14 protein-coding genes are annotated in these 13,827 nt (G+C 59.6%); 7 read left to right on the top strand and 7 right to left on the bottom strand.

Translation table 11 applies throughout. The features are described from left to right. Nucleotides 1-21 precede the first annotated feature (21 nt). A complete protein-coding gene (rpsF, locus tag I6L40_RS05755; protein ID WP_005308887.1) occupies nucleotides 22-408 on the bottom strand; it encodes a 30S ribosomal protein S6 in 387 nt (128 codons plus the stop codon). 237 nt (nucleotides 409-645) lie between these two features. Between rpsF and I6L40_RS05750 the strand changes: the two genes are divergently transcribed. The 3 genes from I6L40_RS05750 to I6L40_RS05740 all read left to right on the top strand — a co-directional run bounded on the left by I6L40_RS05750 (nucleotide 646) and on the right by I6L40_RS05740 (nucleotide 3,382). Further along, nucleotides 646-1,869 (top strand): Nramp family divalent metal transporter, encoded by a 1,224-nt coding sequence (locus I6L40_RS05750; RefSeq protein ID WP_071913607.1) that lies wholly within the window; start codon nucleotides 646-648, stop codon nucleotides 1,867-1,869. Nucleotides 1,870-1,977: 108 nt separating this feature from the next. Beyond that, a complete protein-coding gene (locus tag I6L40_RS05745) occupies nucleotides 1,978-2,835 on the top strand; it encodes a hypothetical protein (RefSeq protein WP_216995112.1) in 858 nt (285 codons plus the stop codon). 100 nt (nucleotides 2,836-2,935) lie between these two features. After that, nucleotides 2,936-3,382, top strand: coding sequence for a PACE efflux transporter (locus I6L40_RS05740; RefSeq protein ID WP_216995111.1), 447 nt, complete (start codon nucleotides 2,936-2,938; stop codon nucleotides 3,380-3,382). A 121-nt stretch (nucleotides 3,383-3,503) separates the two neighbouring features. Here the strand turns inward: I6L40_RS05740 and hupA are convergent, their stop codons facing one another. Next, nucleotides 3,504-3,776, bottom strand: a complete 273-nt coding sequence (gene hupA / locus I6L40_RS05735; RefSeq protein WP_005340484.1) for a nucleoid-associated protein HU-alpha — start codon at nucleotides 3,774-3,776, stop codon at nucleotides 3,504-3,506. Between the two features lie 330 nt (nucleotides 3,777-4,106). Between hupA and I6L40_RS05730 the strand changes: the two genes are divergently transcribed. Further along, the gene (locus tag I6L40_RS05730; RefSeq protein WP_033112959.1) at nucleotides 4,107-4,589 is read left to right on the top strand and encodes an Rsd/AlgQ family anti-sigma factor; all 483 of its coding nucleotides are present in this window, start codon (nucleotides 4,107-4,109) and stop codon (nucleotides 4,587-4,589) included. A gap of 101 nt (nucleotides 4,590-4,690) precedes the next feature. Further along, a complete protein-coding gene (locus tag I6L40_RS05725) occupies nucleotides 4,691-5,071 on the top strand; it encodes a PilZ domain-containing protein (RefSeq protein ID WP_041209115.1) in 381 nt (126 codons plus the stop codon). A 98-nt stretch (nucleotides 5,072-5,169) separates the two neighbouring features. Here the strand turns inward: I6L40_RS05725 and radA are convergent, their stop codons facing one another. After that, nucleotides 5,170-6,537, bottom strand: coding sequence for a DNA repair protein RadA (gene radA, locus I6L40_RS05720; RefSeq protein WP_041209114.1), 1,368 nt, complete (start codon nucleotides 6,535-6,537; stop codon nucleotides 5,170-5,172). Between the two features lie 100 nt (nucleotides 6,538-6,637). Between radA and I6L40_RS05715 the strand changes: the two genes are divergently transcribed. After that, nucleotides 6,638-9,019: a PilZ domain-containing protein gene (locus tag I6L40_RS05715; RefSeq protein ID WP_071913601.1), complete on the top strand. Its 2,382-nt coding sequence runs from the start codon at nucleotides 6,638-6,640 to the stop codon at nucleotides 9,017-9,019. Nucleotides 9,020-9,064: 45 nt separating this feature from the next. Here the strand turns inward: I6L40_RS05715 and I6L40_RS05710 are convergent, their stop codons facing one another. Further along, the gene (locus I6L40_RS05710) at nucleotides 9,065-9,970 is read right to left on the bottom strand and encodes an alpha/beta fold hydrolase (RefSeq protein ID WP_216995110.1); all 906 of its coding nucleotides are present in this window, start codon (nucleotides 9,968-9,970) and stop codon (nucleotides 9,065-9,067) included. 28 nt (nucleotides 9,971-9,998) lie between these two features. After that, entirely contained in the window at nucleotides 9,999-11,009 is a 1,011-nt protein-coding gene (gene serB / locus I6L40_RS05705) for a phosphoserine phosphatase SerB (protein WP_216995109.1), read from the bottom strand. A 120-nt stretch (nucleotides 11,010-11,129) separates the two neighbouring features. Here serB and I6L40_RS05700 point away from each other — a divergent pair, with 120 nt between their 5' ends. Further along, on the top strand, nucleotides 11,130-11,750 hold the full coding sequence (locus tag I6L40_RS05700) for an AhpA/YtjB family protein (RefSeq protein ID WP_216995108.1): 621 nt from the start codon (nucleotides 11,130-11,132) through the stop codon (nucleotides 11,748-11,750). Nucleotides 11,751-11,816: 66 nt separating this feature from the next. On the opposite strand, the gene deoD is transcribed toward I6L40_RS05700, so the two are convergent. Beyond that, nucleotides 11,817-12,533 (bottom strand): purine-nucleoside phosphorylase, encoded by a 717-nt coding sequence (gene deoD, locus I6L40_RS05695; protein WP_005340471.1) that lies wholly within the window; start codon nucleotides 12,531-12,533, stop codon nucleotides 11,817-11,819. An 80-nt stretch (nucleotides 12,534-12,613) separates the two neighbouring features. Beyond that, nucleotides 12,614-13,822: a phosphopentomutase gene (locus tag I6L40_RS05690; RefSeq protein WP_198505389.1), complete on the bottom strand. Its 1,209-nt coding sequence runs from the start codon at nucleotides 13,820-13,822 to the stop codon at nucleotides 12,614-12,616. Between the last annotated feature and the right edge of the window lie 5 nt (nucleotides 13,823-13,827).

Genomic DNA, 13,827 nt, shown 5'->3' with positions numbered 1-13,827 from the left:
CCTCTAGTCAGTGATCCAGAATTACTCTTCGGAAGCAGCTTCAGTAGCTTCTTCGCGGCGCTCGTCGTCACGACGGGTGAAGCGCTCTTCTTTGGCCTTGGCCATCGGAGAAACTTCAGTCACGGCGTGCTTGGTGCGCATGATCATGTTGCGGATAACGGCATCGTTGAAGCGGAAGTTGGTTTCCAGCTCATCGATAACGGCTTGCTCTGCTTCTACGTTCATCAGAACGTAGTGGGCTTTGTGCAGTTTGTCGATCGGGTAAGCCAGCTGACGACGGCCCCAATCTTCCAGGCGATGAATGGTACCACCGGAAGTGGTGATGGCGCCGGTGTAACGCTCGATCATGCCGGGAACTTGCTCGCTCTGGTCCGGATGAACCATGAAGACGATTTCGTAATGACGCATTTTAGCTCCTTACGGATTAATTCAGCCTCCGCCCAGGTGCAGCCAGACCTCGGAGGCAAGGAACATAATGGTGTTTAGTCGCTGCTTTTCTAGGGCGGAGTATTGTACGAAATCGCATCCCTCACTGCAACTGACGACCTCAAAAGTTTTTCCCGATGGATATGATACAAAAGACCAATTGATAACAATTATCATTTAGATCTATTCTCTCTCCATATCCTGATGGAGGGTGATGCCATGCAACCCGCACTGACTACAACGATTCCAAGCCGCAAATTCAAACTGACCCTGCTCGGGCCCGCCTTTATCGCTGCCATTGGCTACATAGATCCGGGCAACTTCGCCACCAATATTCAAGCCGGCTCTACTTTCGGCTACCAGCTGCTCTGGGTGGTGGTATGGGCCAACCTGATGGCCATGGTGGTGCAGACCCTCTCGGCCAAGCTCGGCATCGTCACCGGCAAGAATCTGGCTGAGCATATCCGCGACCGACTGCCGAAACCGGCGGTCTGGGCATATTGGGTACAAGCGGAAATTATCGCCATGGCCACCGATCTCGCCGAATTTATCGGCGCCGCCGTCGGCTTCAAGCTGCTGCTTGGCGTGACCCTGCTGGAAGGAGCCTGTATCACTGCCGTGGTCACCTGGGGGATCCTGATGCTGCAATCCCGTGGCCAGAAGCCGCTGGAGTTCGTGGTCGGTGGCCTGTTGCTGTTTGTCGCGGCGGCCTACATCGTCGAGCTGATCTTCTCCCGCCCCCATCTGCCGAGCCTGCTGGAAGGGGCGATCTTCCCCGGTCTGCCCAACAGCGATGCCGTCTATCTGGCCGCCGGTGTGCTCGGTGCCACCGTGATGCCCCACGTCATCTATCTGCACTCGGCGTTGACTCAGCACACGCAGGCTCAGGGCTCGGTCAGCCAGCGGCTACATACCACCCGGGTCGATGTGGCCATCGCCATGACCATCGCCGGCTTCGTCAATCTGGCGATGATGGCAATGGCGGCGGCCGCCTTTCATAGCTCGGGCCACCAGCAGGTAGCGGAGCTGGAGTCAGCCTACCAAACCCTCACCCCGCTGCTGGGTCAGGCGGCGGCCACCCTGTTTGGCCTCTCGCTGGTCGCCTCCGGCATCAGTTCTACCGTGGTGGGGACGCTGGCTGGGCAAGTAGTGATGCAGGGTTTTGTCCGCTTCACCATCCCGCTCTGGCTGCGCCGCGCCATCACCATGACCCCCGCCTTCGTGGTGATCGCCATGGGCTTCAACACGACAGAGATATTGGTGTTGAGTCAGGTAATCCTGAGTTTTGGCATCGCGCTGGCGCTGATCCCGCTGCTGATGCTGACCGGTGATCGGGCGCTGATGGGGCAACATCGCAACCATCCGGTCACCCAGGCCATCGGCCGTCTTATCGTTGCACTGGTGATCGGGCTCAATGCCTACCTGCTGGTTGCCATGATCTAGCAACCAGTCACCAAACAGGAGGCTCATTAACACTGGTTAATGAGCCTCCTCGCACTTTGGCGTATGCTGCCGCTTTCTCTTCTCATCTATCGTTGCGGGAGCCTTGCCATGGAACATACCCGAGTCAGCTTCGTGCTGGGCCATCATCAGGAGCAGGCCAGCGTGGTCTGCTGCCAGCGCGGTGAAACCACGCTGCTGGTCACCGACCTCACCCCCTTTCACCCCCAAAGCCACCTCTGGCCCGATCAGCCGGGGGACGTAGGCCATGCTCGCTGGGAAGGGGGCGAAGCCGCCATTGGCCCTTGCCGTATGGGGGCTATCAGCCCGGATGGCGAGCTGTTCGTCGACGCCGATATTCCGGTAAAACGGGGGGCAGAGGGATGGCGGTTCGTCGTGGTACACCCCTTGGCGGGCGAGCACAACTTGCCTGTCGGCAGTCGGGTCGAGTTGCAGGTCGATAGCGCGGCCCGCTACGCCCTGAGTCTGGGCCATAGCGGCTGCCATCTGGCCGCGATGGCCCTCAACCGGGTACTCATCCCCTACTGGCGCAAGGAGGTAAGCGAGCGCGATGCACTGGGCCAGCCTGACTTCGATCGTCTTGCTATTCAAAGCTCGCGGGTCGAGCCTTGCGGTTCGCGGGAGCAGTACCGAATCGGCAAGAGCCTGCGCAAGAAAGGGGTCAACAGCGAGGCGCTGCTGGCAGATCTGGCGTTGATTGAAGAGAAGGCCAACCAGCAGCTGGCCGACTGGATTACAGCCAGGGGCGAGATCCGCCGTAGCCGCGCAGGCGAGGCGATCATCGATTCGCGCTACTGGCACTGCACGCTGGAAGGCCAGGAGGTGACCATCCCCTGTGGCGGTACCCATGTTACCTCGCTCGCAGAGTTGGGAGAGGTCAGGGTGCAGCTCAATCCTGCTGAGGAGGGATTCACGCTCCATACCCAAGTGACAGCGCCTGCAGCATAAGGGCGGGAAACACACCACACAGCAGCTGGCCAGCGACAAATTGCTTCATTTTTGGCCAACTGCTCATTAGAATGCGCCTCCCACAGGAGGCACATCACCCATGAGTAGTACCCATCTGCGCACCACTTCGGATCGGCTCCGCTATCTGGTTCTCTATGAAGGCATTGGTCTGGCCATGGTTGCCCCGCTTATCAGCCAGCTGTTTGGCCAGGGTGTCGCCGAGGTCGGTTCACTGGCGATCTTATTCTCCATCGTCGCCACTGCATGGACCTATGGCTGGAACCTGCTGTTTGACAAGGCGCTACTGACTCTGTGCGGGCGCACCAACAAGCGCCCTCTTGATCGCTTCCTGCATGCGTTTGGCTACGAAGCGAGCTTTATGATGCTCTCCCTCCCCTGCGTCATGTTCTGGCTCGATCTGGGGTTGTGGGAAGCGCTACTGCTGGATCTCGGCTTCGTTGCCTTCTACCTCGTCTACATCATTCTCTTTACCTGGGCCTATGAGCGGATCTGGCCATTGCCAGCGGCCGCGCAGCAGACGGCCTGACGCGCAGAGTGCTCCTTGCGCAAACCAAGGTAGGTGAGATGGAAGGGTAAAACTGAAAGCCCCAATAAAAACAATGCCAGTCAGCAAGCTGACTGGCATTGGACAAAACAGACTTTAAGACTTACTTGACGGCGTCTTTCAGAGCCTTGCCAGCCACGAATGAAGGCACGTTGGCTGCAGCAATCTGGATCTCTTTACCAGTTTGCGGGTTACGGCCGGTGCGGCCTGCGCGGTGGGTGACCTTGAAGGTGCCAAAACCGACCAGCTGCACAGCATCACCTTCTTTCAAGCTCTGGGTAATACCATTGATGATCTCTTCCAGAGCCACTTTGGCCTGAGCTTTGCTCAGATCTGCTTTGGCGGCAATCGCATCGACAAGTTGAGCTTTGTTCATAACATTTCCTTTATGATCGGGCATTTAGCGCTGGGTCACTCTATGCAAAAAAAAACGCTCAAGCAAAGGCTTTATCGAGCAGGGGGCGTCAAACGCTGGGGTTTTCATCAAGATCTGCGGAAAAAGTCACATTCCAGCCCTGAAAAACCCTGAACCAACCGGCCTCTCGCCCTTCAACAAGCTCAATTTGACACCCACCTCAATACCACTTAACAATATCCCGGCAAGCCTATTGACGCTTGGTCAGATTTTCCCTAGTTATAGGGTGTGTCACTGTTCAAACGGCTAGGAAGCCCCATCAATCGCCCGGCCTTGCCCCATGGAGGGATTATGTTGACGAAACTGGAACAGACCAAACAGGCGCTGGCAGGAAAACACAAGGCTATCGACGACTGGCTGGACGCAAGACAAGCCCTGCTGGTCGAATACATGCGGCTGGCTGGCCTTACTCCGGCCCGAACCAAACAGCGATGCCTGCCCAAACCCGAAGAGCTGCAGCACTTCTGTGACAGACTGGTCGACTACGTCAGCGCAGGCCACTTCGAAATCTACAATCACGTGGTCACCGCCTTCGAGCAGGCCAGCGGCGAAACGCTGGAGCTCGCCAAACGCATCTATCCCCATATCCGTACCAGCACCGAACTGGCTCTCGAGTTCAACGACAAGTACAGCGAGGCCGATGAAGCCCAACTGCTGCTGCTCGATGATGACCTCAATGAATTGGGTCCTGTGCTGGAGGAGCGCTTCAAACAGGAAGATCGTCTGGTCAAAGCACTCCATGTGGTGGAATCCCTTAGTGCACAACAGGCTTGAACGCCATTTTCGGAGCAAGTTCAAGATATGGGCAGTCAAGGTGGATTACACTCAAAGCAATGACCATCGGGTCCACACTGATTGCATACAAGGAGATGAGCATGTCTGAGCGCCGCCGTTTTGCACGGATCCTCTACTTGACCATGGCTGAACTCACGCAGGGGGAACGCAAGTGGCGCACTCAGCTTGTCGATATTTCCCTGCAGGGTGCGCTGCTAATCCGGCCTGACGACTGGGTGAGCAATGAGAACAAAGAGTACCAGCTGAGCTTTGTCCTGAGCGGCAGTGACATCGAGATCAAGATGCAGGTAGAGCTGAACCATGAGGCCAGCAAGAAGCTGGGCTTCTACTGCCATCACATCGACATCGACAGCGCTACCCACCTGAGGCGGATGATCGAACTCAATGTGGGTGATGAGGAGCTGCTGCACCGGGAGCTGGAGCAGCTGCTGAGCGAGCATCTGGAACACAGCCAGCCCTGACGTTCCATATTTCCCCGTAATCCCGTAAATAAGAAGAGCGCCTTGGCGCTCTTCTTATTTACGTTCATCCCAAGACATAGTCTTTTAGCTGCACCGGATTACAGCGCCTCAAGCGCATCAGACAACTTTTTGACCGGCACTACCTCCATCCCTTCGATAGGGTGCTTGGGGGCGTTGGCGTGCGGCACGATGGCGCGGCGGAAACCGTGTTTCGCCGCCTCTTGCAGTCGCTCCTGACCGGACGGCACCGGGCGAATTTCGCCGGAGAGCCCGACCTCGCCAAACACCACCAGATCCTTGGGCAACGACTGGTCGCGGAAACTGGAGACCATGGCCAGCAGCAGGGCCAGGTCAGCACTGGTCTCTTCCACCTTGACGCCGCCAACCACGTTGATGAAGACATCCTGATCCGCCATCTGCAGACCACCGTGGCGGTGCAATACAGCCAGCAGCATAGCGAGCCGGTTGTGATCCATCCCCACCGCCACCCGGCGCGGATTGGAGAGCTGGGAGTAATCCACCAATGCCTGCAGCTCTACCAGCAGCGGTCGGGTGCCCTCCCAAATCACCATCACGATGGAGCCGGGAGCCTGCTCCTCTCCCCTGCTAAGGAAAATGGCAGAGGGATTGCTGACCTCCCGCATTCCCTGCCCAGTCATGGCAAAGACGCCAAGCTCGTTGACCGCTCCGAAACGGTTCTTGTGGGAGCGCAAGGTACGAAAACGGGAGTCATGGCCACCGTCGAGCAGCACGGAGCAGTCGATACAGTGTTCCAGCACCTTGGGGCCGGCCAACGTACCATCCTTGGTCACATGGCCCACCATGAAGATGGCCACGTGGTTCTGCTTGGCGTAGCGAGTGAGCAGCGCTGCCGCCTCCCGCACCTGCGAGACGGAACCGGGCGCCGACTGCACATCCGCCACATGCATCACCTGGATGGAGTCGATCACCATGATCTGCGGCTGCTCCTGCTGGGCAATCAGGCAGATCTGCTCGACGCTGGTCTCCGACAGCATCCGCAACTTGTCGGTAGGCAAGCCGAGGCGATTGGCGCGCATCGCCACCTGCTGGAGGGACTCCTCACCGGTGACATAAAGGGTTTTCATCCGCTCGGCCAGACCACACATGGTCTGCAGCAGCAGGGTCGACTTGCCCGCCCCCGGGTTGCCACCGATAAGAATGGCAGAGCCTGGTACCACGCCGCCGCCAAGAACCCGATCCAGCTCCTTGAAACCGGAGGAGAAACGGGGGATCTCGGTAGTGGCTATCTCTGCCAGTGTCTGCACCTGACTGCCAATTGCACCGGCATAACCGGTATAACGGGCACTCTTGCCGGCAGGAGTCACCGACCCGAGGCGCACCTCGGTAATGGTGTTCCACTCCTTGCACTCACTGCACTGGCCCTGCCAGCGTGTGAAGTCGGCACCACATTCGGAACAAACATAAGCAGTTTTATTTTTGGCCATTGATTACTCGGGGACAGGATGAATTCCTGCTTGATATACTTGTTTGCGACCGACAGATCAAACCCAGAATCGGAAAAGTGACTTTCCGTGGCAGGAACACATGGATTCAGAACACCAACAATATCTGATTGAACAACTTGTCCCCTTGTTGCGGGAGAAAGATTTCGAGGAGATCTTCAACCGCATGACCCAGGAAGAGAACAGCAACAGCCGTTTTCTGCTCAAAATGGAGCTAAAACGCAAATGCTCTCCGTGCCGCAGGGTCATCGACATGCGCGATGAGCTGGCAGATGAGTGTCTGATCCATGAGTTCGACGGCATTACCCACTTCATGCCGGCCGAGGCGATCAACCTGTTCCAGTCCCAGTGCTATCTCTACCGTGACGCCTATACCATAGGGGTCAACGAGGCACTGCAACAGTGGCAAAAACAGCAGCACCACGCTCGCGTCGATGGCCACCTCACCCCGCCGGCCAGTCCGTTCAGGCAATATGATGTCAATACCATCGCCTTCGCCAGCTACTACGGCCGCCGTCAGGAGCGGATGCACTTCAGCTCGCCGGTACTGCTCAAGCTGCCGGATGGTGAAAAGCTGTTTGCCAAGAGTTCCGATCTCTCCCTCGGCGGGATGCGCATCTCGGTGCCCTATCTACCCAGTTACCATACCGGCGCTCAGGTCGAGGTCTTCTTCACCGGGCTGGAACGCGACAACCCCAACCCGGTACTGCACCAACCGGTCAATTACCAGATCCTCGGGGAAGAGAGCAAAGAGGGAAAATTCTGGCTGCGGCTGGTGCGCACTGGCGAGCAACCCGCCTTTGACGCTTTTTTGAAAGAGTTCATCGAAGTCAACAAGGTGCGCTACCGGGTCAGCGTCGACTACCTGCTCTCGGCCGCCATCATCAAGGGGTACGAGCAGTTCTACCTGCCACGCATGACCGGCATGCCGCTCTTCTTCGGGACCGGCGACAGCCCCTGCCTCGAGATTGCCCTGCGCACCGAGAACAACCAGCATCTGCTGGAGTACTGGCGTGACGAGAAGAACCGCGATGCGCTGGCGGGGCTCTTCAATGCCGAGCGGATGAAGCGACTCTGCCCCGCCCCCGGTGCCACCAGCGAAACCCTCATCTACTGCTTCACCCACACGGTGCGCAGCCACATCTACTTCTTCTCGGCAACTGCCGAAGAGCTGCGCCAGAGCGGCCTGACCGCCCTCTTCTTCCAAGTGGGCTCACGCCGCCCCAGCTGGCGCGTCTACAAGTTCACGCTGGAGGCGTGCGAACTGCTCGAAGCGGATGTCGGCCAGCTGCAGGGGCTCGAAAACCCGCAGTTGCAGGACATACTGCTGCTCGAGCGACTCAAGCAGATTGGCTATTGCGGCCTGCTGCAGGAGATCAGTCAGGAGTCCCAGCGCGAAGAGTTCTATCAGGAGGGGGAGGCTGGCAGCAACGCCAACGAGTTGCAGCGTTTTGGCCACGAGCAGGGGGTTGCCCCCTTCGAGATCGAGACCCTGCACTATGTCCAGCTGCGCAAGGAGCTGCGCTACATCCACAAGACGGCAGTCGCCATCCACCACAACGGCAAGTCCTGGCTGGGCTGGACCCGCGACATCTCGGCCCATGGCCTGCAGATCGAGCTGGAAGAGGCGTTTGTCGGCGAGAAAAACGATGTGGTGACCATTGCCCTGCCCCGCCTGCAGGAGCTCTCCAAGAGCATGGACTTGCAGCATCTCTCCTATCGGCTGGTCAGTCTCAACATGACCCGTACCGTGCTGCATCTCTGCATCGAGGGGGATTCCGATCGCCACACAGGTCGCCAGTTCTTCAGCCTGCTGATCGAAAGCAACCAGAACAAGCTCAAGGCAGCGCAGGAGCAGCGTCGCTACCGCGGGCTGGCCCGCGCCCTGCGCAACATCTACACCCACCACCTGTTCAACTCGCCGGTCTACATCAACAAGCTGAAGGGGGCCCCCAAACCCGCCTCCATCGGCAAGTCGCTCAAGCCGCGCAGCCTGCAACGGCTGCTCACCGCCTGCGCCGAGCTGCCGGAGCAGGAGAACCTCTATCCGCTGTTTCAGGGAGAGCTGCTCAAGGAGCTGCTGATGACGCCGCTGCGCAGCATAGAGCGGGAGGACAAGCCGAAGGAGGAGGAGGTCTACATCGCCAGCATCCAGACCAGAGCGGGCCTGCCCATCTTCCGCAGCCGTCTCGCCAGCGAGTTCACTGGCGTGAAGGAGAAGCGCCAGTTTATTGAGCTGGCACTACAGGAAGGGGAGTTCTACTCGGTGCTGGTCGGCGTCTCCCGCACCGGGCGCCCCGACACCAACTTCATTGCCAACGAGCTGGATTACATCGCCAAATTTGCCATTCACAAGGCGAAAAAGCTGGAGGAGGAGCTCTGGAGCGTCGTCGGGGTCGGCGAGCTGACCGACACCACCCAGGCGACCCTGTTCCGCCTCGGCATCACGCCGCCACTCAACTGATCCCGGCCACAAGAAACAGGGCGCATCATGCGCCCTGTTTTTTTATCACGCGGCCTGCGGATCCAGCAGCCAGTCGAGGATCCGGGGGAAGTGATCCTCCTGCGCCTGCGGGGCGGTCAGCATATTGATATGGTCGTAATCAAGCCGGTTGCCGTTGTCCCGGCCAAGCCGGGTATGGCGGGTCCTTGAGCCCATCTCGTCGCTGAAACGGCGCACGTCGGTGGGGTGGCCCAACACCTTGTCCGCCTTGGCCGAGATCATCCAGAGCGGCGGCCAGTTGACCCGGGCAGCCGCCTCGTCATAGGCAAAACCGTCGTGAGGATCCTGCCAGGGACCGCACTTGACCCAGGGGATGGTCTCCTGCAGGTAGCGCAGCGGCTCGTCATCGGCACCAATCTTGAGATCCCGAGCAGCCAGAAAACCGCGGCGACGCGCCAGCCATGGGGCCAGCCGGTTCCAGATCAGATCCACCTTCAACCAGCGCTCGGGATTTTGCACCGACACCCCGCGCTTGGTGCCGAAGAAGAGCAGGCTGGCCACCTGCTCTGCAAGTTCGGGAAAGCGCACCAGCGTGGAGGCCATGATGACGCCGCCCCAGGAGTGAGCCACCCAGTGCACCTTGAAGCCTTGGTGGCGCGCGGCAATCCAGCGGTGCAGGGCGGGCAGATCCTCGGTGATCAGCTCGTGCTGACCGTGCTCCGCCAGCTCGGCGATGGCGGGGGTACTGAGCCCGCGCCCGCGCAGATCGGCGACATAGACCTGAAAGCCGTGGCGAGCCAGAAAGCAGGCCAACCCCTTGCCCGACTCGGTATAGAAGATGCGACCATTCTCGATGGCACCGTGCACCATCAGGATGGGTTCACCATGAACGGCCGCCCCCGGTTTGATATGACGGACGTGCAGTTGATGCTCGCCACAGGGGACAAAGAGTGATTGCTGCAACAATTCCATTTCGATTGGTTTCCTCCATGAAACAATATCAGGGGCGATCCCAGCGCCTTTCGCTACAGGCGCGTGCCGAGAGCAGGCAGAGCACCCCCTCCAGATCATGATGATTTAGGGTCGCAGCCGCTTGAGCCCGCACCAGCGGCTTGGCATGAATGGCAATGCCGAGGCCCGCCACCGCCATCATTTTGAGATCGTTGGCGCCATCGCCGATGGCCACGGTCTGGGCGGGCGCAATGGCATACTCGGCCGCCAGCTGCTGCAGTACTTCGGCTTTGACGCCGGCATCGACGATGCGCCCGCTCACCTTACCGGTCAGCTGGCCCCCCTCCACCGCCAGTTCGTTGGCGAAGATGGCATCCAGCCCCAGCTCCCGCTGCAACTGGCCGGCAAAGCGGGTAAAACCGCCGGAAGCGATAGCCACACGCCACCCCGCCTGTTTGAGGGTATCGACCATCAGCTGCAAGCCCGGCATCCAGGGCATCCATGCCGCCACCTCATCGAGGATGGCGACGGGCGCCCCCTCAAGCAGCGCCACCCGATTACGCAGACTGTCGGCAAACTCCAGCTTGCCCTGCATGGCAGCCGCGGTCACCGCCGCAACCTGATCGCCAACCCCCGCCAGCCGCGCTATCTCGTCGATGCACTCGATGCGGATCGCGGTGGAGTCCATATCCATCACCAGCAGGCCGGGCTCACTCAGGGTCGGCAGCGCGGGCAAATGACAGAGATCGATCTCCCACACCCTCTCCTTGAGCACGGCCACCAGCTCGGGCGAGAAGCGGTCGGTACCGAGCAGCAGCAACGGGCAACCCGCTACCTCGGTCGCCGGATAGAGGGTCGCCGCCACCCCGTGCTCAGCCAACAGGGGGACCAGCTCTTCCAGAGAGGCCGGCCCCAGCGCCTTGCCAAACAGCACCAGCCAGCTAGCCGCAAGGGGCGTCCCGGTCGGTTGCAGGGCATCCGGGGTCAGCTGCCACCAGGGGGAAGATGACAGCTGGGCGGGCCATTCGGATAAGGAGGTGGGGAGCTGGGACAACAACATAAGCGATACGCCTTCCATGGTGATCAAGGGGTTAACAATAGTGGCCCAGAGTAGCGTATTGCTTTTTGCGCAGGCAAGCGCCAAGATCCCGCAACTTCCGGTCAGCATGAGGTCTCGCGCTTGCAGCGTCATCTTCCCATCAAACGTGTGCTCAGTCTGGTAGCCGGCCTGCTGCTCGGCTGCTGGGTACTGGTTGTGCTCCTCCATATGCAGGGAGAGAGTCAGGCCGCCCTGCACAGCGAAGCGCGCAACCGCGCCCAGGCGCTGGTCGCCTATGCCGCCCGCGACATGAAGCGCTGGATCAAGGAGGACAACAGCAGCGAGCTGGAGCGACTGGCACGGGATCTGGCGACCGAGCCGGAGATCCTCGACGTCACCCTCTATGATGGACGCGGCATCCCGCTCGCCCAGTCGGAACAGGCCGTTCCGCTGGAGAGCCTGCTCCCCATCGGCAGCGACAACCAGTCGATGCCGGAGCAGGGCAAGGGGCGCATCCAGTTCGTGCAGGAGATCCAGGACGGAACCCAGACCCTCGGCTATCTGCGCATCACCCTGGAAGAGCAGCAGATGCTGGCGGACAAAGATACCCGGCTCAAGGTGACACAGGAGAAACAGCGGCTGATGCTGCTGGTCGCCCTGCTGGCCGGCGTACTCATCTCCTACGGCATTCGCCGCAACTACATGCGGGTGCGCAAGCACAAGAAAAAGAGTACGCCCCCCTCCCCGCCACCGGAAAACTAATGGCCCGGACAGAGAGCAGATAAAAAACGGCGGCCCGCAGGCCGCCGTTTTTTATTCGCAAGAGGATTACTTGTCGCCCAGCAGGACGGAATCCAGTGCGATTTCGATCATGTCGTTGAAGGTCAGCTGACGCTCTTCAGAGGTGGTCTGCTCACCGGTACGGATATGGTCGGAGACGGTGCAGATGGTCAGTGCCTTGGCACCGTACTCAGCGGCCACGCCGTAGATACCGGCTGCTTCCATCTCGACACCCAGGATGCCGTATTTTTCCATGACGTCGAACATGGAGGGATCCGGGGTATAGAACAGGTCGGCGGAGAAGATGTTGCCCACGCGCACGGCAACGCCCTTGTTCTTGGCGGCCTGAACAGCATTGGCAACCAGATCGAAGTCAGCGATGGCAGCGAAGTCGTGATCCTTGAAACGCAGACGGTTTACTTTGGAGTCGGTGCAGGCACCCATACCGATTACCACGTCACGCAGTTTCACATCTTCACGCACGGCACCGCAGGAGCCGACACGGATCAGGGTCTTCACACCGTAATCGGTGATCAGCTCTTTGGCGTAGATGGAGCAGGAGGGGATACCCATGCCGTGACCCATCACGGAGATACGACGGCCCTTGTAGGTACCGGTAAAGCCGAACATGTTGCGCACGTCGCAGATCTGCTCGACGTTCTCCAGGAAAGTCTCGGCGATGTACTTGGCGCGCAGGGGGTCGCCCGGCATCAGCACGGTATCAGCAAAGGCGCCATCTTTCGCATTGATATGAGGAGTTGCCATTCTCTTGATTCCTTCACACTTGGGTTGAGTTTTATTGTCTTTATTAAAATTGCCCGCCACCGGAGTGGCGGGCGGGTAAATTACAGGAAGCTGGTACCGTATGCCAGTTTGGGCAGACCGTGGTACGCCGCAATGCTCTGGCCGATGTCGGCGAAGGTCTCGCGACGGCCGACGGAACCGGCCTTGATCGGCTTGCCGTAGAACAGTACCGGGATGTACTCGCGGGTATGGTCGGTGCCGCTCCAGGTCGGGTCACAACCGTGGTCTGCGGTCAGCACCACCACGTCGCCATCCTGCAGCAGGTCGAACAATTCCGGCAGGCGGGAGTCGAAATACTCCAGCGCATCGGCGTAGCCCTTCACGTCGCGACGGTGACCGTAGGAGGAGTCGAAGTCGACAAAGTTGGTGAAGACGATGGTATTGTCACCGGCCGCTTTCACCTCTTCCAGGGTTCGATCCCACAGCTCGGTCAGACCGGTCCCCTTCACTTTCTTGGTGATGCCCTGCTCGGCATAGATGTCGGCGATCTTGCCGATGGAAACCACCTGACCACCCGCGTCCTTCATGTAGTCCAGCACGGTCGGTGCCGGCGGCAGCACGGAGTAGTCGTGACGGTTGCCGGTACGCTTGAAGTTGCCTTTGCCACTGCCCACGAACGGACGCGCGATGACGCGGCCGATGTTGTAGGGCTCCAGCAGCTCGCGCACGATGTGGCACAGCTCATAGAGCTTCTCGAGGCCGTAGGTCTCTTCGTGGCAGGCGATCTGGAACACCGAGTCGGCAGAGGTGTAGAGGATCGGCTTGCCGGTCCGCATATGCTCTTCGCCCAGATCGTCCAGCACCTGGGTACCGGAAGCGTGGCAGTTGCCGAGGTAACCCGGCAGACCAGCCTTCTCGACGATGGCGTCCAGCAGCTCCTGCGGGAAGCTGTTGGTGTGATCCTTGAAATAGCCCCACTCGAACAGCACGGGCACACCGGCGATCTCCCAGTGACCGGACGGAGTGTCCTTGCCGGAGGAGAGCTCCTGAGCGTATCCGTAGGCACCGACCACCTCGATATCTTTCTTAAGACCTGCCGGGAAGGTGCCGGAAGCCTGTTCGCAAGCGTGGCCGAGGCCCAGCTTGCTCAGGTTTGGCAGATTGAGGGCACCACGGCCCTGCGCTTCACCAGCCGCACACGCCTTGGCGATATGGCCAAGGGTATTGGCGCCCGTGTCTCCGAACTTGTCAGCGTCGGCGGCAGCGCCGATACCGAAAGAGTCCATCATCAGGATAAAGGTACGTTTCATGGGAC

The organism is Aeromonas sp. FDAARGOS 1410 (assembly GCF_019048745.1).
In the GTDB taxonomy this organism is placed as follows: domain Bacteria; phylum Pseudomonadota; class Gammaproteobacteria; order Enterobacterales; family Aeromonadaceae; genus Aeromonas; species Aeromonas jandaei.
This window is presented reverse-complemented; position numbering and strand designations above follow the sequence as displayed.

Excerpts from the sequence above, each read along its gene's own strand:
- I6L40_RS05740 (WP_216995111.1), top strand. The coding sequence starts at position 2,936 with ATGAGTAGTACCCATCTGCGCACCACTTCGGATCGGCTCCGCTATCTG.
- radA (WP_041209114.1), bottom strand. The coding sequence starts at position 6,537 with ATGGCCAAAAATAAAACTGCTTATGTTTGTTCCGAATGTGGTGCCGAC.
- I6L40_RS05725 (WP_041209115.1), top strand. The coding sequence starts at position 4,691 with ATGTCTGAGCGCCGCCGTTTTGCACGGATCCTCTACTTGACCATGGCT.
- rpsF (WP_005308887.1), bottom strand. The coding sequence starts at position 408 with ATGCGTCATTACGAAATCGTCTTCATGGTTCATCCGGACCAGAGCGAG.
- I6L40_RS05690 (WP_198505389.1), bottom strand. The coding sequence starts at position 13,822 with ATGAAACGTACCTTTATCCTGATGATGGACTCTTTCGGTATCGGCGCT.
- I6L40_RS05710 (WP_216995110.1), bottom strand. The coding sequence starts at position 9,970 with ATGGAATTGTTGCAGCAATCACTCTTTGTCCCCTGTGGCGAGCATCAA.
- deoD (WP_005340471.1), bottom strand. The coding sequence starts at position 12,533 with ATGGCAACTCCTCATATCAATGCGAAAGATGGCGCCTTTGCTGATACC.
- I6L40_RS05730 (WP_033112959.1), top strand. The coding sequence starts at position 4,107 with ATGTTGACGAAACTGGAACAGACCAAACAGGCGCTGGCAGGAAAACAC.
- I6L40_RS05745 (WP_216995112.1), top strand. The coding sequence starts at position 1,978 with ATGGAACATACCCGAGTCAGCTTCGTGCTGGGCCATCATCAGGAGCAG.
- I6L40_RS05715 (WP_071913601.1), top strand. The coding sequence starts at position 6,638 with ATGGATTCAGAACACCAACAATATCTGATTGAACAACTTGTCCCCTTG.
- I6L40_RS05750 (WP_071913607.1), top strand. The coding sequence starts at position 646 with ATGCAACCCGCACTGACTACAACGATTCCAAGCCGCAAATTCAAACTG.
- hupA (WP_005340484.1), bottom strand. The coding sequence starts at position 3,776 with ATGAACAAAGCTCAACTTGTCGATGCGATTGCCGCCAAAGCAGATCTG.
- serB (WP_216995109.1), bottom strand. The coding sequence starts at position 11,009 with ATGTTGTTGTCCCAGCTCCCCACCTCCTTATCCGAATGGCCCGCCCAG.